A 24,832-nucleotide genomic window follows, 5' to 3' on the forward strand; every position below is an offset into this window, starting at 1 on the left:
TAGTCAAGAGAAGAATCACTAGCGAATCCGGATCGGAAATTCGATCACGGAGACGACGCCATCGACAAGGGCGGCTACGGTCGTGGCATCAAAGGTCCAATCCGGGCCCTCCAATGTCACGCCTCGACGCCAAACGGCATGGTTACCAGTGGTCCCTACTGGATCGGTAAAATTAGGTTCTAAAATCGCATCGGCTTCGGACTGCACGACACGATACCAAGCATGCTGGGGCCCGCTGATCGTATTCTTGATCAACATGAGCCAACTGCCATCACTGATTTCGTTGCTGACCGCCGTGGTGGCTACCAATTCGATCGTGCCACCGCCGCCACCACTGAAATTAGCGACCACAGCGGGGTTCACAAGCGCCAGTCGCTCGGACAACTCGCTCGGCAATACCTCACCAACTGCGGGCGTGAAAAAAGTACGGTCACGATCTTTAATCACAACGATGTTCGCCGTTCCCACGCTCAGACTTAGTGGTCTGATGGTGGCAAACCAAGAATAATTTGGTTTGCTCGAACGTGTGGCGGGAAAAAATACCGTGTCGCTCGCATTGCGGAACACTTGCCCCACCGGCAACGTGTCATCCTCAGGCTGCGAAAACGTCAGCTGATCCCGGTCGTCAAACGACCTAGCGGCCGCCTGAGCCGTGATCATTGAATCGGCGGCTCCCGTGCCGGTTAATGAAGCGCGGATCAGCCGCGGTGTGGGGGTCCCGACCCAAGAAAGACTGCTGGTCTGAGCGGGATCCTCAAGCGGATTGTACGAGCTGGCGTAATAAGGAAAGCGATTGCGGCGAAAACCATTATTCGTCCCTGGACCCACGAACGGCTGATAACGCCCAGGGTTAAAACTTGTATCATTCGGGTCGTAGTTCACCAAGTTTTCAGGACGTGACATAAACAACGGGTCAAGACAAACCGCTTGCCCCGCCGCAAGCGTGGTGATGCTCGCGGCAGCTTGTGTGTCGTTAATGCTTCGCCATCGTCCGGTCACGTTGTAATTCATCGCCTCAAACCCGGAAGCGATGGAGACTCCCATCGCCGAGCCGCGACTGAAGTCGACAGAGTTTCTCGCCAGTTTCCCAGCCGCTGGAATCACCGCCGCGATTCCCACCAGCCCAAACAGTAACACGCCGATCGCGAAGATGACCTCGAGAATCGTGGCACCGCGGCGCCTATGATGATGATCAACTCGGTGGTTTCGCATCATAGTTGCTCCCTAGCTAGTAACGCGGGAAGGCGGGCATTGATCAATTGATCAAGCTGCGAGGCAGCCCCGGCACGGGGGCCTCGCACAACGGTGTTCGTGATCCGACCGTTGCTGGGATTTATCGAGACCCAACGCGAGCGGGGGTCGACGACATTCGACAAGTTCGTGTTGTCGGCGGTTGGCAATACATTGCCGGACAAGATAAGGTCAGCTCGCACTTGCTCCGAACGTCCCACTAGTAAATGAATGGTTGATTTCGGGACTTGGCTGGTCAACAACACGCTGTCATTTGCTTGACGTTGCCCGAGCAGAACACGACTGACTTCACCGGAGGGTGAAAAAACAATAATCACGCTTCCCATAGCGGGAGATGAGCCAAGATCGGTTGCATTGGACGATCCCCAGATTGAAACCGGAGAAAACTCCGCGCCGCTTGCGCCGGTCCCCGAACCGTACAAATCGATCGCTGCACCGCGTTGTAGGGTGAGTGTCGCTGAGGCGGGACGCAGTTGGTTCCTGACAATCTCAAAACTGCGGTGCCAAAAACCTATTGCCGGCAATGTCGGTGGCTGGGGGACCGATGCCACATTGAAATCCATGCCAGGCATATTGGTTAACTCGGTCAGCATCGAGCGTGGATCGAAGTATATTTTGACCCAACGAGCAGGAATCGAGGCGCGACCTGATACAAAAGGTGCTTCGTTACCCGTACATGCTGAAAAACCAACAATCCTATTGCCAGTTCCATCAAGGACGAATGAGTCGCCGGTATTCACCGAAATTTGCACATCGGAGATTGTGTAATTGTTGGTGGCAATATCCTCGAACGCTTGGTATGTACTCAGTAAGCTAGGACACTCAGTGGAATCAAAAATCGCACAATTCGCATAGGTCACCATGTTCATTGCGGGTGGATTACCAGTCACCGCTCCTGCGGAGTCAAAAGTTGGTAAAGCATAGTTGGTTTCGTGAAACACGAAGCACTTAGCCCCCTCAATGTCACCGCGGTAGTTGGGCATGCCGACAACCATTTTCATCTCATTGGCGCGACCAACTTCGTCCAATAGACCGTCGCCCGGCAGACCGGCTCGCACTAGTTCAACTCCGTGCTCACGCCCAGAGCTGACCGCTTTGGCTCTCGCTGCTTCTAAAAAGACACGCACATTTCGGACTGATTCCGTGACTTTGCTCTCTTCGATCAAAGTACGCGTGATGGGAAGGGCGATCGATGTTAAAACCGACAGGATCCCAATCACGATTAGCAGCTCAACTAAAGTCAAACCAGCACGCGTGCTTTGTTTGGCAATGCGATTCTCAGCCCGTGACTTCGATTTGTTGATGAAACAACTCATAGATCGAAACTCGATATGTTGTCGGCGGCAAACGTCCGGTCGGCGGATAGAAATGCACCTGGAAGTTCTGTGTACTGTGCCGCGATCCCACTGATTCCACCCGTTCTCAGACGGTCGTATGGGTCAATGTAAGCGTGATTGCCAATCGTCGAAGTGGTGGCACTCGAGGGCCACTGCATCACATGGTAGGCAGTGTCCGGAAACTGAGTTGTGATCAACCCTAACTCTCCGTCTGGACCAGCGGAAACTACCTGCGGTATTAAGCTGTAGGCGATCGCGACATTCGGCAGTTGGGCACCCCAGTCCGAGGAGAGTAGATCGAACTCATCGGCCGCGTCGCGTCGGATCGCCTTGCTTGGAGATCCAGCAGGCCAGCGAATCCAGCTGATCGGATTACGCCAGCTATCGACGATCTCGTTCATGCCGTCGCCGTCTGTATCATCGATTTGATAAGGGGCAATTACATCAAGTGCGGCAATTCCATTGCTGGTGATGGATGATAACACCAAGAAAAGACACTCCGCACTTTCATTCTGGGGAGTCCAGCCGGCCAACTCGCCGGCATCTAAGCTTCCATCCGAATTCGTATCATAAATTCGAATGACTTTGTTTTGATAACTGCGTAATCTGGCCGATGGAGGCCAGGCGATGGGAAGGCTCTGTTCCGTCATCGGTTGCATATCCACGTCATAAATGAGACCAATCGCTCGGACGTTGGTCGCACCCGTGCGATCGCCGTTAACAAGGAACAGATCGCTCTTGCGATCCGGTAGTTCCATCCGCATCAGGTCGCGAAGCATCATCAAGCGAACACGCCCCGCCTCTTCCGGCAATAGTTGAGGTAGCGTCTCACCGCTCGTTGGATCGTAACTGGTCATGATGGTTGCGATATCAAACTGTACTGGCAAAACTCGATAGTGATACTCGTCCCAGTTGGCCAAGATCACCTCGTTAATCCGCGCCACTAAACCTCGCGTTGCTGCATGTCGCGCCGTTCCCCTCGCTGATTCAATCCCCACCATCGTCATCCCGGCAAGGATTGAAATTACGACCAGGGTCACCATGATTTCGACTAAAGTGAAACCATCGCGGACCGGACGACGTCGATTAGGTGTTAGAAAAGAAATCACAACGAGGGTCCTGGAGAAAAGTTACTTCGTATATGCAAAACTACTCTTCGACATCGTCACCGAAAGTGCTGACGCTGAAATTGCTGACGTTATCGAGCAAGGTGTTATCGACCACGGAGCCTTGCAACGGTCCATAGCTTGATTCTTGATATCCATTGCTGCCCGTTACGCCAGCAACAATGGCTGCATTAGCATCGCTGAAATCCTTGTCGGCTGTAATCATCGCGCCGTTGGGATAGACAAAGTAGTAGGCCACGATTTGACTACCAGAGCCTCTCCGATAGTGGCTTCCGTATTTTCCATCTAGCCCTGGAGCTAGAATTTGAAACGTCTTGGGATTCACAAACTGTGCTCCACCGGCTGAACTGGGAACCTCGCTCAACATGGGCCTGATGCCCTCGAAGTAATCGTTTCCCAAAGCCCCCGCCAGGTATCCGTTAAAGTCATCGGCGTTTCCATCGCCGTTGGTGTCGACTGGAGCGAAATAAGTCTGCGCGTTGAAGTAAACATAAGGGGCCATGTCAGCACCCTCGCGGTACTCGGGGAAAATGTCCCCATCAGCGCTCGAAACTGAAATGTTTAGCGGAAAATCAAACATTGAATTTTCACGATCGCTGCTGTAGGCGCTGACGCCACTGCTGAGCGGTCCGCCGGGGCCGGTGAATGGCAATTCACTGTCGCTGCTGAATCCGCCCAATCCCCAAACCAGCGCTTCCGCGGGATCAATAGCTGCACCGTTGCTGGATAGAGTTCCCAGTGTTTGAAGTTCTGATGTCTGGATATCGGGGAAGATCTTTTTGTAGTGGCGAACCACTCGGCCCCAGTCTGAAAAGTCAGGGGGATAGTCGCCGTACTTCAGCTGATAAGCTTCCACCGCTTGGCTCAGACCGTCGACTTCCATCCGCATTGCGGCCGATTTTGCACGGCTGATCGCTCCCATCACGGCCGGCACCAACAGCGCCGCCAAAATGCCGATGATGACAATCACCGTCAAAACTTCCACCAAGGTGAAACCCCGTGGTGCAGCGTGATGTCGAAGCCGCTTGTCGGTTAGGCGACTCGGCCCCGTCTCGGTTCGTTGTTTGCTCGGCTGCATCGCTCTTTCCTCTCCCCCAGCGTTATTTCAATTGAATTAGATTTCTCAGACTCTTCCAGTGTGTCTCACCGCGTGTCGCAGATCGCCCAAGCGGCGATCAACCGCCGCCGCCGAGGCTGGTGATCAAGGTGACCAAGGGCATAAACAGACTGATCACGATGAATCCCACCGCGCCACCCAAAAAGACGATCATCAAGGGCTCCATCAACGCCATCAAACCGTCGGTTAACACCCGCACCTCTTCGTCATAAGTGTCGGCCACTTTGTACAACATCGTATCGAGCTCGCCCGTCTCCTCGCCGACGTCGACCATGTTCACCACCAAATCATCGACGACGCGCGACTTGATCTTGGTCATGTACCACAGCGCCGCTAATGCCGCGCCCAAACCAATCATCCCGCCGCTGATCTGCCACAACGTTTGAATCATCGCCGGGTCTTCCGCCAGCTCCGTGTTCCCAGCAGTCGCCGCCACGCTGACTAACATCAGCCCCGGGAAAGCACCACCGAGAATCCAAAAGAACAAAGCCATCGGATGGAAACCTGGGACGCTGTTTTCCTTCAGCGGCTTGCTGATCACTTCACCCTCGCGGATCGCGTCGCTGACTTGCAAAAACAATCGCTCAAACATGGCGTTGCCAGCCGTCTCGCGAGTAATCCCCAAGGCTTCCAAAATCGGCACGCCCGAGGAAACCAAAGTCCCCAACGTTCGCGTCGTCCGTGCCAAAATGTTCTTTTCCACCAAGCCACCGAAGATTGGCACTTTGATGATGAACATGTCAAAGCCCATGCGGCCGTGACGGAACTTACGCACTAACTTGATTAAAATGAAAAAGCAGATTGGCAATAAAATTAATAAGAACCCATAAGACACAATGTAGTCCGACAGCGCAATCAACAGCACCGTGGGGGCTGGCAACGGCAAGTCGAACTCTTCGAACATCTCTTTAAACGTGGGCACAATCCAAATCATGATGAACGTCAAAATTGCTGCCGCGACGAACACCACCACGCAGGGATAAATCAACGCCCCTTTGACTTTTCGCTTCAACGATTCCGACCTTTCCATAAAGTCAGCCAACCGCTGCAGAATCGTCTCCAACGCTCCGCCCGCTTCACCCGCCTTGATCATGTTGACGTACAGTCGCGAAAAGATCTTCGGCGATTTGCTCATCGCTTCCGAAAGTGTTTGACCACTCTCGATCTCATCGCAAACGTCCATCAAGGCGTTTTTCAATTTGCCCGGCTTAGCGTTGTTTTCCAAAATCTTCAAACTGCGCAGAATCGGCAGGCCGGCGTCTTGCAAAATCGACAATTGCCGAGTGAACGCCGTAACGTGTTTGGGTTTGCCGCCCCCCATCGCAAAGGGACGCTTTTTCTTACCGCCAGCCGTGGTCTTCGCCGCCGATTTCTTGACGGAAATCTTAGTGACGAAGTAGCCCATCTGACGGATCGTTGTCTGCGCTTCGTCCTCGCTGGGCGCATCAATCTCGTCGCGGATCTCCTGACCCGTGGCGTCCATCGCTTCGAATTGGAAAGTTGGCATGGCTACACGCAGTTGTCAGTTGGCGGTGGTAAAAATTAAGTTAGCCGTTTGGGCGCTAGCCCCGGTTAGTCGTTTGGGTGCTAACCCCGGTTCCCTTCGGCCGATTTAACCCCGGCCAACGAAACGGTAGCTAACGCCAAAACCGCTAACAGCGAAAGGCGACAGTTGTCAGCCGTCCTGAATCGTTTCTCGGACCACTTCGTCCAGCGAAGTAATCCCCTGCTCGACCAATCGCATCCCAAACGTTCGCAAGGGAATCATGCCGTGCCGAGCGGCAATGTCTCGTAGTTCATCCGTCGATGAGTTGACCATGATGCTGTCTCTCAATTCATCATTCATGATCATCAGTTCAAATAACCCCACGCGGCCTTTATAACCGGTGTTGTTACAATTGTCGCAGCCTGCGCCACGATAAAATGTCATCTTATCAGCATCTTCACGCTTGATCCCCATGTCATACAACAAGTCGGCGCCCGGTTTGGTCTCCTCGCGACACTTTGTGCAGACGCGGCGGACTAGTCGCTGAGCCAAAATGGCTTCCACCGTGGCGGTGATCAAGAACGTGGGAACCCCCATGTCCTTCATCCGCGTGACGGTGCTCGGCGCGTCGTTGGTATGCAGCGTGCTGAACACCAAGTGGCCAGTGAGCGAAGCTTGCACGGCAATTTCTGCCGTTTCAATGTCCCGAATCTCGCCGACCAAAATCTTGTCAGGGTCTTGCCGCAGAATCGCCCGCAAACAGCTGGCAAATGTGACTCCTAAAGCGTTGTCAATGGGAATCTGGATGATCCCTTCAATGTCATACTCCACCGGATCCTCGGTGGTGATGATCTTTTCCTTAACGTCGTTCAACTCGGTCAGAGCCGAATACAACGTCGTCGTTTTGCCGCTGCCCGTCGGTCCCGTAACCAAAATGATGCCGTTGGGCCGCTCAATGACTTTGCGGAAATCTTTCATCGTGTAGTCGTCCATGCCCACATTTTCGAGGCTCAAGTCGACCACCGAACGGTCCAGCACCCGCATCACGACGCTCTCGCCAAACATCGTCGGCAAGACGCTGACGCGAAGGTCGACCGGGTGTCCACCGACCATCAATTCAATCCGTCCATCCTGCGGCATCCGCCGTTCGGCAATGTCCAAATTGGCCATCACCTTAACCCGCGTGGTGATCGCAAACGCCAAGTGCCGAGGCGGAGGTACCATCTCGTAGAGCACCCCTTCGGCCTTAATCCGAATCCGGAACTCATCCTCGAACGGTTCAAAGTGGATGTCGCTGGCGTGATCCTTGATCGCCAACAGCAACACCATGTTCAGCAGTTTTCGGACCGGAGCGGAATCGGCCAGCGCTTCCATGTCCGAAAGGTTGAACTTCTCCGACTCCAAAGCTTCGATCGCTGCTTTTAACTCATCATCCGCTTGCAACTCGGCGACTAGCTTTTCCACGCTCTCTGATTCGCTATCGTAATAACGAGTGATCGAAGCGGTTAACTCCCGTTCGGTCGCCACCGCCATGTCGATCTCATAACCGAGAAAAGTTCTCAGTTCGTCTTGAATGGTCAGATTTTGTGGATCGCAGGTGGCGACGGTGAGCCGATTGTTCTCGAACTTGACCGGCACCACCCGGTACAACTGAGCCATGGTCTCGGTAAGTTTTTCCAGCAGCTCGGCTGGGATCTCAACTTCCGACAACGATACCGTTTGCATCCCCATCTGCTCGGCTAAGGCTTGGGCCAATTGATCGTCGGTGATCAAACCCATGTCTTCAGCGATCTTACCCAGCAGCGCGCCGGGTTGTTGGTGCTGCTCCTCCAGCACGACTTCTAGTTGTTCATCGGTTAAAAAACCGAGGTCGACAAGGATCTGTCCGATGCGACGAACTGCCATGGTGATGCTTGATAGTCGTGGATGGAGATAAGTGAAAAGTCGTTATTCAGAAACTGGGATGGCGTCGGTCGATTCGCCCCGCCGTGCTTGCACGATCCGTTTGGCCAGGTCGTCCGGCCGGTGAGCTTTGGCTAGCACATCTTCGACCGTAACGTTTTGCTCATACCAGTGCTTGAAGAGAGCGTCGTCCATCAATTGCATGCCGAACTTGGCACCCGTTTGAATCGCACTGTTAATCCGGAACGTTTTGTTTTCGCGAATCAAGTTGCCGATTGCCGAGGTGACAATCAACACTTCGTAAGCGGCCAGTCGACCACCACCGATTCGCGGCAGCAGCGTTTGAGCCACCACGCCGATCAACGAGCTGGCTAGTTGCGTGCGGATCTGGTCTTGGAGGTTACCTGGGAATGCGTCAATAATCCGGTTAACCGTTCCTTGGGCACTGTTGGTGTGTAGTGTGCCGAAAACGATGTGACCCGTTTCCGCCGCGCTGATGGCCGCTTCGATCGTCTCCAAGTCACGTAACTCGCCGACCAGAATCACGTCAGGGTCTTGCCGCAAGGCTCGCCGAATCGCTTCGGAGAAACTGGGCACGTCAACGCCCACTTCACGCTGATTGATCGTGCTCTTGATGTGATCGTGATAAAACTCGATCGGGTCTTCGATGGTGATGATGTGGTGGTCGTGCTGCTCGTTTAAGAAATTGATCAAGCTGGCCAACGTCGTACTCTTACCGCTACCGGTCGGGCCGGTGACCAAAAATAGTCCCCGCGGTCGCTCGACCAATTTGACCACCGGTTCGGGCAGGCCCAACTGTTCGGGTGTCAGTTTGTCGTTGGGAATCTGCCGCAGCACCATCGAGATGAAACTGCGCTGCTTGAAGATCGAGACCCGGAAGCGGGCTAACTCTCCGAAAGCGAAACCAAAGTCGGCGCTGCCACTCTCCTGGAGTTCCCGCTGGCATCGCTCGGGTGCGATGCTCTTCATCAAGGAGACCGTGTCTTCGGGCTCCAGGACTTTCGTTTCCAGCTTCCTCATGCGGCCGTGCAAACGGAAAACGGGGGGTTGGCCGACGACAATGTGGATATCGCTCGCACCTTGTTTTACTGCTGCTTGCAGCAATTTGTCGATCAACACCGTTGCCACGGTCGCGTTCCTTTACAAGTGAATTAGATAAGGGCGTCGGCGGAATCGATTCGGCAGACGCGTTTGAAAAGAGACAGCCGGTTTGCGTTCAAGCAAGCTGCCCGGTTCGCTGCCATTATCTCTTGCAATCTCAATAAATGCCAGCAAAACGCCTTGATTCGGCTAAATCGCTGCGGATTGCTGTCGCTCGCCGCTAATTAGGGTGGTTGGCGGCTTGCTGCGATATTCGGTGGTCGAAAGCGACTCAATTCGCCGTGTCGGGCAGTGACAGTTCGGCATTAGACCGGCTGGGCGACCGGCTTTACGCAGAAGTCCCTTTGGGCGGGGTCCAGACGGCCGGTTGGCACAGTGCTTTGTGTGCAGCAACCGGCTTTGCGAGATGCCTGGAATGTGCCCGATCAGCTCTCGAATTCTTTGATCAAGTGCTGTAGCGCCAAGTGGTCCTGCTCGGTGGTTTTGGCGACGCGGTAGACTTCTTCGAAGGTTGTGATTCCGCGTAGGACCTTGCGGATGCCGTCGGCGTAAAGCGTTGTCATGCCTTGACTTATCGCTGCGGCACGGAGTTCTTGCGTGGAAGTGGAGCGGAACATCATTTCACGGATGCGGCTGTTCACCATCATCAGCTCGTAAACCCCGAGTCGACCGCGGAAGCCGGAGCGTTGACAGTAGGTGCAGCCTTTGCCTTTGGCGAACTCGGCGTGCTTAAGCAGTTCGGGGGGGAGGCGAGCATCATCGAGCACGCTTTGCGGCGGCTTGTATTTCTGTTTGCAGCGGGGGCAAATGGTCCGCACCAGCCGCTGGCCAAGCACCGCGATGACGCTGCTTGCCACCAGGTATGATGGGACACCCATGTCCACCATACGTGTCACAGCACTGGGCGCATCGTTCGTATGTAGTGTGCTAAATACCAAGTGTCCAGTCAGTGAGGCCTGGATGCCCATCGAAGCAGTCTCAGAATCTCGCATCTCCCCCACCAGGATGATATTAGGGGCTTGTCGCAACATGGAGCGAATGATGCGGGCAAAGTCGAGTCCGATGGAGTGTCGCACTTCGACTTGGTTGATCCCCGGCAGGTAGTATTCGACGGGATCTTCGGCGGTGATGATCTTGCGGTCAGGGCGGTTGAGCGCGTTGAGCGCTGCGTAGAGGGTGGTTGTTTTACCGCTACCTGTGGGGCCGGTGACCAGCACGATGCCGTTGGGGCGTTTGATAAGGGTTTGGAATTCGCGGAAGTCCTTTTCGGCCAGGCCGAGCTGGCGGATACCAACCTTAATGTTGTCTTTGTCGAGCAGTCGCATGACGGCCGATTGGCCGTGGTTGGTGGGGATGATCGAGACTCGCAAATCGAGGGTCTTGTCCCCCACGGTGATTTTGATCCGGCCGTCGGTGGGGCGTCGGCGTTCGGAGATGTCGATTTTGGAGAGGATTTTGATTCGCGAGATGATCGCACTCAGCATCCTCCTGGGGGGACTGTCTCGTTCGACCAGCACGCCGTCGATGCGGTAGCGAATCCGCACGCTGTGTTCAAAGGGTTCGACGTGGATGTCGGATGCTCGCAGTTGGACCGCTTCGGCGATCATCAAATTGACCAGTCGCACCACTGGGGGGCTGCTTTCGTCCACCGCTTCGGAAGCAGAGGCGGCATCTTCTTCGGTTTCGGTAAAGTCGATTGCCGTGTCGGTGAATTCTTGCAGCATCGAGTCGGCCGATTCCCCCTCGACCTGGCCGTAATATTGGTTGATGGCTTCGAGGATCGCTTGGCTGGGGGCCAGTGCCGTTTCGATTTTTCGGTTGAGGATGAACCGCAATTTCTCAATCGTTTCCAAGTCGAATGGATCTGAGATGGCGATTTTCAGGGTGTTTTCGTCTTCCTCGAGCGGAATGACCGTATTTTCTCGGGACACCGATTCGGGGACGAGTTCGATGACATGTTCGGCGATGCGAATTTGGCGGAGGTCCACGTAGTCCAGTTTGTGGAACTTGGCGAGCGCTTCGGTGACCTCCTCGGGCGTGGCGTACTCTAACTTGATCAAGCAGTCGCCGACGGAAATGCCGGTGTCCTTGCTCATTTTTTCGGCTTCGCCTAGCTGGTCGAGGCTAACGATGCCAAGTTTCAGTAAGATGTCTGTGAAATCCTGGGTGGATTGGCTCATATACCCGCGGGTCCCCTGAAGATTCGTTTGTGCGGATTCGTTCCAAAGAATAGGAATTCTAGCATAACAGGGAATTCGCTGTGCCAATAGCAAAAAGCCGTTGATTCGCCTGAGCGGGTTCCTGGGGGCGGCTACAATTCCAGTCCGCTTGCCGTCTCTTTTTCCTCGAGTTCTAAAATCGCCATGACCGTTGAGCAACAGACAGCCATTCAGGCCGGGGTGGAAGGTCCAGATTGTGTGGCTAGGCAGACGCCGCTTGGCCGCTGGAGTGAATTCCGGGTGCTGTTGGTTGGGGTGTTCTTGGCGGGTTGTTTGTTGAGCACTCTGCCGGTGATCAATTTTTTTCAGTTCGGTTGGCAGAACACGGAGCGTGTGCTGACGAATCTGGCCGTGCCGATGGGGTTGGGCTGGTTGGGCTTGACGGTGTTGGCCAGCGTGGCGGTGGTGAGGCGGTTTGCGTGGGGTAAAGAGGCGGCGCGTGGTTGGTGGCTGTGGCCGCTATGTTGGTTGTTGTTGACGGTAGCCGGAAACACGTGGGTTGCTCGTTGGGCGGTGCAGTTGACGGAGCACCCGCCGGGGGATGCATGGCGCCGGGAATTGCCGCTCGACGCGGTCGTGTTGTTGGGTGGTGCGATCGGAGAGGGGCTGGACGGTGGGGCGACGCTAAACCGAGACGGTGATCGGCTTCGTCCTGTATTGCAACTCTGGTTTGCCGGGCAAGTGGAGCAGATTATTGTGACTGGCACGTCGAGCATGCCGGGGCAGCTTGGTCCCGCCGAATTGACTGGCGATTTACTGGAGTCTGTGGGGGTGCCGGCGGATGTGATTTTGCGTATCGAGGGGAAGAATACGACGGAGGAGATGCGGGGGTTGAGCGAGTGGGCCCGACAAGTGTCGGGAGATGTTTCCGGTCGAGAGCTGCGGATAGGGGTGGTAACCAGTGCTTTTCATATTCCCCGCGCGCTGCGGTTGGCAGAGCAGCAAGGTTTGGATTTGGTGCCAATTCCGGCTGCTTATCGTCAGAGTGATCAATCTTTGGGGTTTGCCCGTTCGATCATTCCCGGGCCGGGGGCGTTAGAAGATCTGGGGTTGTGTTGGAAAGAATGGTTGGCTGCCGCCCTGGGGCGGTAGAATTCACCTGCAATTGACAATTAAGCGTGAGAGTGACAAACGAGCGATGGAAACATATTTAGGTTTGATGCGACGGATCTTGGCAGAGGGGACCGACCGTCCGGACCGTACCGGTACGGGCACGCGGTCTTTATTTGGTCAGCAGTTGCGGTTTGACTTGAGCCAGGGGTTTCCGCTGTTGACTACCAAGCGCGTGCATCTGCGTTCGATCATTTACGAACTGCTATGGTTTCTGCGCGGTGAAACGAACGTGCGTTGGCTGCAGCAACAGGGAGTGACGATTTGGGACGAGTGGGCCGATGCGGATGGCGAGTTGGGGCCGGTCTACGGTTGCCAATGGCGTTCTTGGCCTACTGCCGACGGAGAAGTGATTGATCAAATAGATCAGGTGCAAAGTCAACTGCGAGAGAATCCCAATTCGCGGCGGTTGATTGTGTCGGCTTGGAATGTGGGGCAACTCGATCAGATGGCGCTGCCTCCTTGTCACTTGCTATTTCAATTTTACGTTGCTGAGGGACGTTTGAGTTGCCAGATGTATCAGCGCAGTGCTGATTACTTTTTGGGGGTCCCTTTTAACATCGCTTCCTATGCTTTGTTAACGATGATGATGGCAAAGGCTACTGGGCTGGAGCCGGGAGAGTTCATCCATGTATTTGGCGACGTGCATTTGTATCATAATCATTTTGAGCAGGCCAAGTTGCAATTGAGCCGTCAGCCCAGGCCGTTGCCCAAGCTGGAGATCAAAGTGCCGCGCGGGGACGTGCGTGAATTCGAGTATGAGGATTTTGAGCTAGTCGGCTATGATCCTTACGGCCCCATTCGAGCCCAGGTCGCGGTTTAAGCAACTGGGTAATTAGTAGGGTTGTCTTTCCTGCCCGCGAAAGCATGAGCAAGCATTGCTACTTTCGCGGCGGCACCGGCACCAGGATCAGTTTGGTAAAAAGAGCAGTACACGATCGGACGAGCAAAGTCGTGTGATATTTCACGAGCCAACGATATCTTCTCCGCACCAATCCACGCCCACCTGCAACGTAGCGAGAAAGGGACTTGGATGATTTCGCATTGGTCGAAATGTCGACTGCGAGGTAGCGTTCGATCCTGTGCGATATCCCAAGGTGTCAGGACTCCACGTTGAGCTACTGCTCAAGTAAAACCAATTCCTCCTTCGCCACCGCAGCGGCGTCCAACCGAAGGCTAAGTCGGCTCGGCGCAGATAGGTAACCGTTCCAGGTCTCCGGATGCGGTAATCACCCGACCGATGCAAGCTTGGGGTGTGGCGGGTGCCGTGGCCAGAGATGCAAGCATTTCTTCGCTGAACTTTTTTGCAGGCCGCTTCAAATTTTCATAATTCTAGCGTTTACTTAAGCAGACATACCGCATCGAAAATCTTCAGCTTCGGTACGCTATTAGTCGACCGAGCTAACCGTTTCCGCAACCACAGAAAGTCTCCTTAGATGCATCATTCGTTCCAATCTTTGCTCCACGCGATTCAGCCTTTGTTGCGGCCTACGCCTATCTGTTGCCTACTGCTTGTTTGCTTCTCCAGTCGGTGCTGCTCGGCTCACGATGGGCCCGATCCCCTTTCAAAATGGAAATTTACCGCCGATTCACTGGCAGATCAAACTCTGCGAGCGCGGATTGGCCCAGTGTTGATGTTTTCCTCCCCTCTACGGTTGGAGACGGAAGCGATCGGTCAATCGGTACGATTCCGTCGTGGGCAGACCGCGGTGGTTGCGAAAGACTATCAAACTGTCGCCCAATACCTTCCCAAGCGAGCATTGACCGTCAGCGTCTGGGCGGCGATCGACTCGCCCGAAAAGTGGGGCGGGCTAATTGGTGTCATGGAAGACGACAGTGAAACCGAGCGGGGCTGGTCGGTTGGCTATGACGAGAAGGTCTTCACTTTCGCCCTCTCCACCAACGGCGCGGACGACGGTGACGGGGACATGACTTATCTCAAGGGCACCACTGAGTGGAAGCCGGGTCGTTTATACCACGTCGCCGCTGTCTACGATGGCCAGTTGATGGAACTGTACGTCAACGGAAAACTTGAAGCGACGAGCAAAGAACAATCAGGCGATATCCTCTACCCGTCGGCCGCGCCTTACGTCGTCGGCGGCTATCGTGACAGCAATGAAGACTACCGGCTTGAAGGACGCATCGCCGAAGTCTCCGTTTACGATGTGGCGGCCAAATCGGCGTGGGTCGAACACGAATTTGAGCACCAACAGATGCTTGCCCAACAAGAGGCGAAACTGGCCAATGTCGGGGAAGGTTTTATTGTCCATCCATACTTGCAATACGGCACTCAGACCAGCATGACCGTCATGTGGCAGACCTCGCGCGCTGGCTCGACAAAGGTCAATTGGGGAGAAACATCCGACTGCCGAGAGCAAACAATGTTGGATGGTGTCCGTGACTTGCACGAAGTAACGCTGACCGGATTGTCGCCCGAAACTCAATACTTCTACAGCGTCGAGACGATTTGTGAAGATGGTTCGGTCGTGGAAAGCGAAGTGTTAACCTTTTCAACAGCTGTCAAGCGGAGTACGCCTTTCGCCTTTGCTGTGATCAGCGATACGCAAGGCAATCCCACAGTTTCTTTACAACTGGCTACGATGGCCTGGGCTCAGCGACCTAATTTTTGCCTACACGCCGGCGACCTGGTTTCGACCGGCAAGAATCCGGAACACTGGACACAACACTTCTTTCCCGGCATGAAGCCGCTCATTGAACGCGTGCCTTTTTACCCCGTGCTTGGCAATCACGAACAGAATGCGAAAAACTACTTTGACTACGTAGCACTTCCCAACCCCGAATTCTACTACCATTTCCAATACGGCAATGCTGAGTTTTTCATGATCGACTCGAATCGTAACGTGGATCCTGGCTCGGAACAGTACAAGTGGTTGGAAGAAAAGCTGGCAGCCTCCAATGCAAATTGGAAATTTGTCTGCCATCACCATCCCCCCTATTCTTCAGACGAAAATGACTATGGCGACTTATGGAAGAGTAACAAATCGACGCGTGGTGACTTGCGCGTTCGGCAACTCTCAGAGCTTTATGATCGTTATGAGGTCGACATTGTCTGGAACGGGCATATTCACAGTTACGAAAGAACTTGGCCAGTAAAGAACGAGGAGGCAGCGCGGCGCGGTACCATCTATATGATTACCGGTGGTGGGGGCGGTGGGCTGGAAACCGCCGGTCCATTCCGGCCCTTTTTCCAGAATAACGTAAAGCGCGGGCACCATTATTGCCTCGTCGCGATTAACGGCGAAACACTCGAACTGAAAGCTTTCGATTTAGAGGGTCGTCTGTTCGATTCCGTTGCGGTGACCAAAAATTCAGCGGTAGCACCTGCCGAAGATTAGATTGTCCGTCAGAACCTGTGGAAACTCGGGTGATTTCCAGTCTCTAGCAGGATCTACAGCACTGCACAAACAAGTAACCTGTTACGTTCAGTCGGTATTTAGAGCCTGGCGGTCCTGTTGGCACTGGGCTGCGGATGCAAAATGCGCGTGATAGTTTACCGCCGCCTGCAAGTCGCTCCTGCGGTTGCTCGCCGAAGCTCAAAACATTGATCCACGCACTGCCGACCCCATCTCGGTCACAAGTAATCTGTAAGCGGCTATTTTTGTGCAACGTAAAACTTGACGCCTCATGAGGATCAAACGGTGGCGGCCCCCTCAGGCTTCAAGAACGGTGGGGTAAACCCTGTCCGCTGCTCTTGTCCAACGTCCAACGTCCAACGTCCAGCGTCCAGCGTCCAGCGTCCAGCGTCCAGTGGTGGGTGGTGGGCTAGAAGTTGCCGAGCGCCGAGGGATGACAGAGTGCGCTAGGTTATGCCCAGAAATGGCAAGCTAGTCGCCAGCGCTGTGAGTGCACTGCGCGGCGAACGCTTTGAGATCGATGGTGTCGGCCACGAAACGCACTTGACCGGCCGCTCCCAAGGCGTTCATTCCGCCGGGATGAAAGCTGTAAGGCTCGTTGTCGTTACGCGCATTGATGGCTTTCACACAGCCCCCAGCCGGGCCGCACCCTTCGTGGTTGCCATTCGCCGATGCGCCGTCGAGGCTAAACGGGCCCTCGCTATCGGCCCAGCCAATACCTTGGTCATTTGCAAGGTCGAGCCGCGCAACCCCGGCTCGGTACACTTCCGGTCGCCCCGCACACTCCACGACCATGAGAGTGTTCGTCGAGCCGTCACGAATATCAGTTAAGCGAATTCGCGAATTGCGACTCATCACCGAAAACCGATTTCCGGAATGGTAGAAATCATTATCAAGATGCAGGTTGATGGAACGCGGCTGCACCCCCATGATCGCCTCATAATCTGTCGGAGCGATCGGATTTGCAAAGCTCACCGCGGGACGTGGTGGTTTGGCAATGGCGCTCAATACATCGGCCCGCGATGGCGAACTGGGGCAGCGAAAAACGGGGATGGGTACCGAAGCGGCGACGGCGTTGGTCCCTTCCCACCAATTCTGTTCAAAGTTATAGAGACGATGCAGATTTTCTTGCTCAAGAAACGGCAAAGCTAAGGGCCGCCAACCAACAAACTTGCCCGATAAATTAACGGGCCCCGGCTCGGTCCAGCCCGAAGCTGGGAAGCTGCGATTGGCATCGTGGAAGAGATGGAGCGCGAGCCCCACTTGTCGCAGCTTGTTCAGACAAGACATGCGACGGGCCGACTCGCGCACGCTGGCCACGGCGGGTAAAAGCAAACCGATCAGAATGCCAATGATGGCAATCACGACCAGCAATTCGATCAGAGTAAAGCCGCGTCGGCAGTGGGCAGAGTTCATGCCCATATTGTAACTTGCCAGTTGGACTCTGCTCGAATTTCAAGGCGGCGAAAATTCCGCCAGTGAGCTGCGCAGACTCTAGTTGTTCCCTTGCGGGAACTAGCTTTGGGAAGTGACCGGCACCAGCGAACGATAGTACTCGATACTCTGCTCGAGTCCTTGACGTATGCTGACCTGCGGTTCGAAACCTAACGCGGAGCGGATGCGCGTGATGTCGGCAAGGGAATCACGCACGTCACCTTCGCGAGCCGGCTCGTGGATTGGCTCGATGTCTTGTTCGAGGATCTCACGCAACAGTGTTAGCAGCGTCAACAGCGTGGTACTCTCACCGCGACCGACGTTAAATGTCCCTCCCGCCGCGGCAGGTTGTACGGCGGCCAATAGATTGGCACTAACAACATCTCCCACATAAACAAAATCTCGGGACTGACAACCGTCTCCATAGATAATTGGTCGTTGGCCGGCCAAAATCAGCGCCACAAAGCGTGGAATCACCGCGCTGTACTCGCTCTGTGGGTCCTGACGTGGGCCAAACACGTTGAAGTATCGCAAGCAGACTGTTTCCAATCCCATGCCGCGATGGAAGGCGCCGCAATACATCTCGCTGGCCAATTTTGCTGCCGCGTAGGGGCTGAGCGGTGCGGGAGGATCCGACTCCCGCTTTGCTACGAAGGGCGAATCGCCATAAGCCGCGCTGGTAGAAGCTAACATCACGCGCCGCACGTTGGCTTTAGCGGCGGCGGTCAGCAGGTGGACCGTCGAAGTGGTGCACCAAGAGTGGCAGAGCGCCGGCTCACGCATGCTTCGCGGTACCGATGCCATGGCCGCATGGTGAAACAGATAATCGACACCATCGATACAACGGTTGACCGTGTCCGCGTCGGCCACGTCCCCCTCAATCCACTCGATCTGCTCGCGACAGTGCTCCAGGTTCTGCAGATAGCCCGTGCTGAGGTTGTCCAGCACGCGGACCGAGCAGCCTAACTGGACAAGTTTGGTAGTAAGATGCGAGCCAATGAAGCCGGCGCCTCCGGTAACTAGGCAAGTCGCTCCGGCAAGTTGCTGTCGAATCACGTCCATAATCTTCCGTACTAACTGAGAGGATGGTTCGCCGGAACGCCACGCAAGGGACCGGGGGTCGCTCCACTCTAGCGTACAGAATCGGACTGGTCCGACGAATCGGTACCGCCTCCCGGTTCTGCGGACGCTGGCGGATCGGTGGTTGCCGCTGGGTCGAGTTGTAAGGTTTCGACCGGCGCATCACTCGTAGCAGACTCAGTGCCAGAAGACTCGTTGCGGAGTGATTCGCCGTAAACTTCCATTGCATCACGCTTGTCCGCCGCTTGTTTCGCTCGCTGGGAAACGATGTTTTCAGCCGCTCGCGCATGTAACTCGGCCACGTCGGGCTGTTTGAGCGCTCGGTAAGCATCGGCTAGTCCGCGGTGCACGGACAGCTTCAGCGGTTCCACGGTGAGAATTTTTTCAAAGTCGGAGATCGCATCGACGTAATTCTGTTGAGCCAAATAAACCTGCGCCCGGGTCTCGATAAAATAGGCTAACTGCTTACTGGCCTGCGGCTTTCCTGCGGTGCTTTCGATCGCCTGATTCACCAGCTTCAATGCATCGGCGAGTGCTGCAGCATCATTGGATTCTTTAGCAAGATTGGTTTTGGCGACTGCCAAGTTATTCAAAATAGCGGCCGACTGAGGCATTTGACGGTAAGCTAGTTCAAGCTCTCTTTTGGCTAATTCAGTGTCTTCCTCCAACATCGCCACGGTGCCCTTGATGAAGTGCACGATGCCGGGGGCAGCGCCTTCAAGCAACGCATTACGGAGGGCGGTAGTTTGGGCATCATCTTGATTCAGGGTCGCAATGATGGTGTCCGAGATAGCCCGCATGACCAGCGGATCGGCCGGAGCATACTCAGATGCTTTGCCGATTAGCTTAAGGCAATTCTGTAAGGTTTTGGCATCTGTCGAGTTGGCCCGCAGCGAGTCGGAGTACATCACTAACGTCTGAGCGATTAGTGGCCTCAAGCGATTGTCTTGTGACTTTTCAAAGCCAGCTGCCAACGTCCGGTAGGCGTCTGGATATTGCTTGAGAAATACCAAAGCTTTGGCATGGGCGGCGCGCAGTGAAACCTCAGCAGGATTTGCCGCAACCAAGTCCTTGAGTACTTTTTCCGTCCGCTGGGCCGTCGTCATGGCACTCGTGTCATCGCCGACCGCTTGGTAGAGCTGGGCCAAGTCCAGTCCTCGCGTTGGTTGCCGCGAAACCAACTTCTCGATGTGAGGAATCGCCCCTCTGATGTCGCCTTTTCTCAGCAGATAGTCTGCTCGCAGCGTGTTGCTAACAGCATCGTTAGGGTCGCTCGCCAAAGCGATTTCTGTCAGTTGCCCAAACTCCTGATTTTGCTCAGCCGACCAATCTTGTCGCTGATCTAACTCAAAGCGATTCCTCAGCAGCCATGTGGCGGCTTCCGCATTTTTTTGTTCAAACGCCAAGCTTCTGAACAAATCTGTTGCCCGTTCGGTGTCGCCGCGTTGGTCGCGCACCCGCGCTAACTGGAGCTTTAGTTTGGGGTCTTCAGGAGCAGCTTTAATGCGACGACGCAGCAGCAGTTCGGCAACCTCATAATTTTCTTGCTTGGCCGCTTTCCGCAAACGACGGTCGACCAAGCTATCCCGCCAATCGTTTGACTGACTTGCCACGATCGCCGAGCCGGCAACCATCATCAGCAGTACGATCGTCGCCGGCAATGCCATCAGCGCTCCGCGCCACTGGATACTGCTGAGCCAGGCGAAGAAAAACTGAAAAGCCCAGCGTGCCCAGCTTAATGGATTCAAGTATTGCATGGTCTGACTGTTGTCCCGCTCGACTAGGTTCCGCTGGATGCCAAAGCTTGTTGTTGTTGCAAGATCTGCTGCCGCGCTTTCTCGCGGATTTCGCTGACGGCGGCCGCCAGTTCTCCCACCTCAGCAGGCTCCAGCGGTGTTCTGGAGATTGTCCAAAGTTGCAGCATGACCGTCTGTGCCGAACCGCTGGTTTCCGCAAAGTCGTCAGTCACCAAAGGTCCAAAGGGAGCCAAAAGACGGCCAAAAAGTGTATACGAGGGAGGGTTGGGTACCGTTCCGTCGCTGTCGATCGCAGTAAATAATAGGTAGCCGTACAACGATTCGCCTTGCGAGAACTCACCCACGGCAATCGGCTTACCAACTTTGACATTGAGGTTGTAACGATCTTCCAGCAACCAATCCTTGGCTTCGTAGCAAACACATAATTCGTGCCAGCCCACATAGGGTTGGCTCATTACCACTTCGGTGTTTGTGCCACAGCTCCAGAGATCCGCGTGTGTTCCCAGACGCGGTTCTGAGCCATTACGAACGATTGTATGATCCCCGATCGACAAGATGCCGACCCGGTCTTTGAGCAAATCTGAGGGAGGATCGAACAGCAATTCGTCTTGGGCGATAATAGGACGACTGTCACTTCGCCCGACCAATAATCCGCCCAACATGACCAATGCTGCGACACAACTGATTCCCGCAAAAATCATGGGGCGCCATGGAGCAGCGATTTCCTTTCCTCGGTCGTCGGCTAGCGGCGTTTCTTCTTCGTCGACATAGTCAGCTTGTTCCTCCTCTTCCATCTGCCAGCCGTAGCCGCTGTCACGATAAGTGGTGGCGTTAAAACCGAATACCCAATTCCAGGTGGCTCCAAATGGATTGGCACCATTTTCGTTCACCGGGACAAACACCGGATGCGCGAAGAGGCCGACTAGTACGTCAAAGGAGAGCAAAATCCCAGCGCCCAATGCTAAGGAAATGTAGCCAATCAAATCGTGGGCAACGCCGGTTGTCAAATCGTACTGATACCAAGCTTCGGCAAGTGCAATGATCGAGATGCGAAAGGTGTTCGCCACGATCGCCAGCACCAACGCGGCCACCACGTACAGCGGCACCAACAGAAAAGCACGGCGCCTCCATACAATGATCAACAGCGCGAGAAAACACATGGTGAACGCCGATTGAATCCCGCTACAAGCTTCGGCGACAAATAGCTCTTTAGTGGGCAGATTCAACACGTTACCTTGCAGGAAGTTGGGCACTCCCACAATGTCCAACAGCAAAGAACCGAGTTGAGAGGTGACTTTCTGCAGTCGCGAGACCAAGGATTGGGCATGTAGCTGAGGTATACGAATCAGCATGATCAGCGGCAACGCCAGATACCCCAGACTGCCGGCACGAAGCGATCGCTGGCTCATTAACAAAGAAGTCGTTATGAGAACGAATCCTAGGTTACCGAACCAAGTGGAATGCATGCCGGCACCGAGCGCCAGAAAACCACTCCCGAAGGCCAAGGACGCCCAGGCCAGTGTCTTTGACGGGCCGCGGAACACGCGGTCCCATCGCAGCCAAAATAGATAGCCTACCGCCAACCACACAAAGGGGAAATACTGATACAGCTCTTGCCGCCACAACGTCCTCGCGTAGGGGATGACGAAGGGCAAGCAGCTGACGAGAGCCAGTCCCCAAAAAAGGCGCCAGAACTTCTCCGGTTCAGCAAAAATTGAGGCGCCAATTGAGCCTGCCTGAGGGCGCACTGCGGCGTGCCCCTCGGACTCTGTTATCGCAGACATGTTGCAATTCGATGGTAATACGGACTCATTACTGTGAGCTTAACTCTAACGTTTATTCTTCGTGAGAATCCGTATCACGTTGCGGCGGCAACAACCCAATGGCACTCGATGAGTCGTCATCAAGATGCAGTTTGGTCGCACCATTGCGTTTCGCTGGTGCCACCGAATTGGAGCCCGCCGCGTTACCATTCATTCCATTGGACAACGTTTTGTTGCGACCGTAGACGGTCATCCCAGTTTTGCCAGCCCGTTTTGTCGAGGCGGAAGCATACTTGGAATCGCCACCATATTTGGTCGCATATCGGCTGTAGCGATACGAACCATAGCCACGGTAACCGTCGCTTCCAGATGTTTCATCAGAAGCATTGACGACGATTCCAATCACCTTGGCTTGAATCGCTCTCAAGATGCTAACAGCTTCCTTAGCGCTGGATTTGGATTTTCGCCGAATTTTCATGGTCAGCACTACACCGTCCATCTGATTGGCGATGATGCTCGCGTCGGTGACCACTAACAGCGGCGGCGTATCGACGATCACGTAATCGTAGTTTTCACGCAACCACTGAAACAACTCGCCTGTCTCCGGCAGTGTTAACGCCTCGGCTGGATTCGCGGGGATCGGACCGCTGGGCATGACATGTAAATTCTGAACTTTGGTCTCGGCGATGCCTTCGCTAATTTCGCAGTCTCCGTTGAGAATGTTGGTGAAACCAAGGTGGGAACCAAGATCGAAGTTGTCCGACATCTGCGGACGCCGCAAGTCAGCATCGACCAACAGCACGCGCTTGCCCGTCTGAGCGATCGATACGGCTAAGTTCCCGGCCGTCGTAGTCTTCCCATCGGATGGCAGCGGGCTGGTGACCTGAATTAGCTTCGAGCGACTCGAGGCGGCATCAAACATGATTGTGGTTCGGCACGCTCTCACCGCTTCTGCTGCCACGCTGCTGGGGCGGTGCAAAACGGACAGTTTGTCGTCGAGATTGAAATAGGGGTCGTCCTCTCCCTTTTTCAAACGTCGTCGCCGACCGGGATCGAAAGGCAAGTGGCCGATGATCGGCAGGTTCAAGGCAGTCGTGATTTCGTCGGCACTGCGGAACGTGCCTGCTTGGCTCTCGAGCAGATAAGCTAGGCCGGCACCGATCAACAGACCAACCCCTGTTCCGCCAAATAGCAACACCAGCAAGCTGGGGCCAACAAACATCGGCTTGTTGGGAGCTCGCAGCTCACTTAGTTCGATTCCGCTATCTTTTGTATTTAACGAAATCCGACCAATTTGGTCTTTCAGTTGAAGCGACAATTCTTCCGCTCGTTGAATCTGCTTGCGTCGCGAAGCGTTTTCTTCCTCTGCGGAAGCCAACGCAATCGCTTTACTTCTAAGGCCTTCGATTTCTTGATCTAAATGCTGTAACTGCGCTCGCAGCATGGCCTCTTTAGCGATCATGGTTTTGACAACCGACTCAGCCGCTACTTGAAGCTCCTTGTTTTCCTGCTCCGTGTTATCGGAGAGTGTCTTGAGGCGATCTGTCAGATCCTTGCTTAGTCGTTTGAACTCTTTTTCCGAACTGGCGATTCGCTGGTCGAGTGCCTTTACGCTGGGATGGTTCTCATCATAGGTGGCTGCCATCTGTTCACGCTCGACGTACAGCGGCACTAGTTGCTCTTCGAATCCAAGCAACTTTAGATCGTAATCATCTTGCCCCAAGCCCAGCATGCGGCGACGATCGGTAGGAGTCATGAGTTGTTTGTTGAGCAACTGTCCAACGATATCGATCGCGGTCCGCGGATCGCCAGAGTTTTGAATAGTTTCTTTGACAATCCTCGCTTCGGTCTCGGCAGCCCGTAATTCGCTGCTCAGCGCTGTGCGTTGCTGTGACAGGCGGGCAATTTCCGAACGGTAGGGATTGATGGCGATTCCGTTTTCATCAAACTCCAGTTCGGCACCGTCACTGCGACGCCATTCGCGATACCCCTCCTGCAATTCGGTGAGTGTTATGCGATGCGTGTTAATCGCGTCATTGATGAAGGTCTTCAAACCAGCAAGCGAACTCTCGCGTTTCTCCTCGTAGTAGGAACGGAGTGAATCTCTGAGAGCGATCACGGTCGCACGCGTTAATTCTTCGCTGCTGTGACGAGCGGAGATGTCAAAAACGAGGCTGCTAGCTTTCGAGCCACCCTCACTGGAACTCTCGAACTCAACGCCCTCAGCAATGAAGGCTAGTAGGTTGCCGCCATACTCCTGGTCTAACACTTCGAGCACCGTCGATTGGTTAACTGCGGAGTGCTTCAACGCTTCGCCAAGCACCGTGTCCGAATACAACTGGGCTTGGATGACGTCGGGGGTCGGAACCCCGGTTAGCACCTCGCCAGTGACCGTATCCATCATAAGTGGTTGATCCGATTCAACCAACATCCGCGATTTAGATTCCCAAATCTGCGGCATTTGAGTCCACAACACCAGACCGACGATGAAGCCGATCAAGGCTGGTGTCAAGAACGCCCAGATGTAGCGATACAGGGCGGCGGCAAAGTCGACTCCCGACTCGCCCTCAGACGGTTGGCCTTCGTAGCCATATTCGGCATCGTTGATCTGCTGGGATGTCTGTGCTGAATCTTCAGAAATTTGCATCGACTAGCCTAATGACTCGTAAGAGTACTCGCGATTGATCACTCGAAATGCGACAGCCCACTGGAAGGTAACCTCCGCTGCTAACTTCCAAACAGGTTACACGGCG

At 54.6% G+C, this 24,832-nt stretch carries 16 protein-coding genes; 3 read left to right on the top strand and 13 right to left on the bottom strand.

Annotated features, from left to right (window positions below; all coding sequences use genetic code 11):
• Nucleotides 1-18: 18 nt before the first annotated feature.
• The 8 genes from SH139x_RS07335 to SH139x_RS07370 form a co-directional block, all read right to left on the bottom strand.
• The gene (locus SH139x_RS07335) at nt 19-1,215 is read right to left on the bottom strand and encodes a type IV pilus modification PilV family protein (RefSeq protein WP_488354623.1); all 1,197 of its coding nucleotides are present in this window, start codon (nt 1,213-1,215) and stop codon (nt 19-21) included.
• The gene (locus SH139x_RS07340; protein ID WP_488354624.1) at nt 1,212-2,567 is read right to left on the bottom strand and encodes a pilus assembly FimT family protein; all 1,356 of its coding nucleotides are present in this window, start codon (nt 2,565-2,567) and stop codon (nt 1,212-1,214) included. The genes SH139x_RS07335 and SH139x_RS07340 overlap by 4 nt, the downstream gene beginning before the upstream one ends.
• On the bottom strand, nt 2,564-3,697 hold the full coding sequence (locus tag SH139x_RS07345) for a type II secretion system protein (RefSeq protein ID WP_488354625.1): 1,134 nt from the start codon (nt 3,695-3,697) through the stop codon (nt 2,564-2,566). The genes SH139x_RS07340 and SH139x_RS07345 overlap by 4 nt, the downstream gene beginning before the upstream one ends.
• A 40-nt stretch (nt 3,698-3,737) precedes the next feature.
• Nucleotides 3,738-4,793 carry a type II secretion system protein gene (locus SH139x_RS07350; protein WP_488354626.1) on the bottom strand — a complete coding sequence of 352 codons (1,056 nt, stop codon included), beginning with the start codon at nt 4,791-4,793 and terminating at the stop codon, nt 3,738-3,740.
• Nucleotides 4,794-4,890: 97 nt separating this feature from the next.
• Nucleotides 4,891-6,339, bottom strand: a complete 1,449-nt coding sequence (locus SH139x_RS07355) for a type II secretion system F family protein (protein ID WP_488354627.1) — start codon at nt 6,337-6,339, stop codon at nt 4,891-4,893.
• Nucleotides 6,340-6,507: 168 nt separating this feature from the next.
• On the bottom strand, nt 6,508-8,223 hold the full coding sequence (locus SH139x_RS07360) for a GspE/PulE family protein (protein ID WP_488354628.1): 1,716 nt from the start codon (nt 8,221-8,223) through the stop codon (nt 6,508-6,510).
• Nucleotides 8,224-8,265: 42 nt separating this feature from the next.
• The gene (locus SH139x_RS07365; protein ID WP_488354629.1) at nt 8,266-9,369 is read right to left on the bottom strand and encodes a type IV pilus twitching motility protein PilT; all 1,104 of its coding nucleotides are present in this window, start codon (nt 9,367-9,369) and stop codon (nt 8,266-8,268) included.
• Nucleotides 9,370-9,767: 398 nt separating this feature from the next.
• Nucleotides 9,768-11,522, bottom strand: coding sequence for a GspE/PulE family protein (locus SH139x_RS07370; RefSeq protein ID WP_488354630.1), 1,755 nt, complete (start codon nt 11,520-11,522; stop codon nt 9,768-9,770).
• A 183-nt stretch (nt 11,523-11,705) separates the two neighbouring features.
• On the opposite strand from SH139x_RS07370, the gene SH139x_RS07375 reads away from it, so the two are divergent.
• The 3 genes from SH139x_RS07375 (at nt 11,706) to SH139x_RS07385 (ending at nt 16,027) form a co-directional block, all read left to right on the top strand.
• Nucleotides 11,706-12,653, top strand: a complete 948-nt coding sequence (locus tag SH139x_RS07375) for a YdcF family protein (RefSeq protein WP_488354631.1) — start codon at nt 11,706-11,708, stop codon at nt 12,651-12,653.
• A gap of 46 nt (nt 12,654-12,699) precedes the next feature.
• Nucleotides 12,700-13,494, top strand: coding sequence for a thymidylate synthase (locus SH139x_RS07380; protein WP_488355979.1), 795 nt, complete (start codon nt 12,700-12,702; stop codon nt 13,492-13,494).
• 811 nt (nt 13,495-14,305) lie between these two features.
• Entirely contained in the window at nt 14,306-16,027 is a 1,722-nt protein-coding gene (locus SH139x_RS07385) for a metallophosphoesterase (protein ID WP_488354632.1), read from the top strand.
• Between the two features lie 489 nt (nt 16,028-16,516).
• Here the strand turns inward: SH139x_RS07385 and SH139x_RS07390 are convergent, their stop codons facing one another.
• From SH139x_RS07390 to SH139x_RS07410, 5 genes are all read right to left on the bottom strand, one after another.
• Complete coding sequence (locus SH139x_RS07390; protein WP_488354633.1) at nt 16,517-17,461, bottom strand: DUF1559 family PulG-like putative transporter; 945 nt, start codon at nt 17,459-17,461, stop codon at nt 16,517-16,519.
• Between the two features lie 99 nt (nt 17,462-17,560).
• On the bottom strand, nt 17,561-18,541 hold the full coding sequence (locus tag SH139x_RS07395) for an SDR family oxidoreductase (protein ID WP_488354634.1): 981 nt from the start codon (nt 18,539-18,541) through the stop codon (nt 17,561-17,563).
• Between the two features lie 68 nt (nt 18,542-18,609).
• A complete protein-coding gene (locus tag SH139x_RS07400; RefSeq protein ID WP_488354635.1) occupies nt 18,610-20,316 on the bottom strand; it encodes a tetratricopeptide repeat protein in 1,707 nt (568 codons plus the stop codon).
• A 23-nt stretch (nt 20,317-20,339) separates the two neighbouring features.
• Entirely contained in the window at nt 20,340-22,100 is a 1,761-nt protein-coding gene (gene xrtU / locus SH139x_RS07405; RefSeq protein WP_488354636.1) for an exosortase U, read from the bottom strand.
• 52 nt (nt 22,101-22,152) lie between these two features.
• Nucleotides 22,153-24,726 carry a polysaccharide biosynthesis tyrosine autokinase gene (locus SH139x_RS07410; protein ID WP_488354637.1) on the bottom strand — a complete coding sequence of 858 codons (2,574 nt, stop codon included), beginning with the start codon at nt 24,724-24,726 and terminating at the stop codon, nt 22,153-22,155.
• Nucleotides 24,727-24,832 lie beyond the last annotated feature (106 nt).

The organism is Kothea flammea, from assembly GCF_052161645.1.
GTDB lineage: Bacteria > Planctomycetota > Planctomycetia > Pirellulales > Pirellulaceae > Laterigemmans.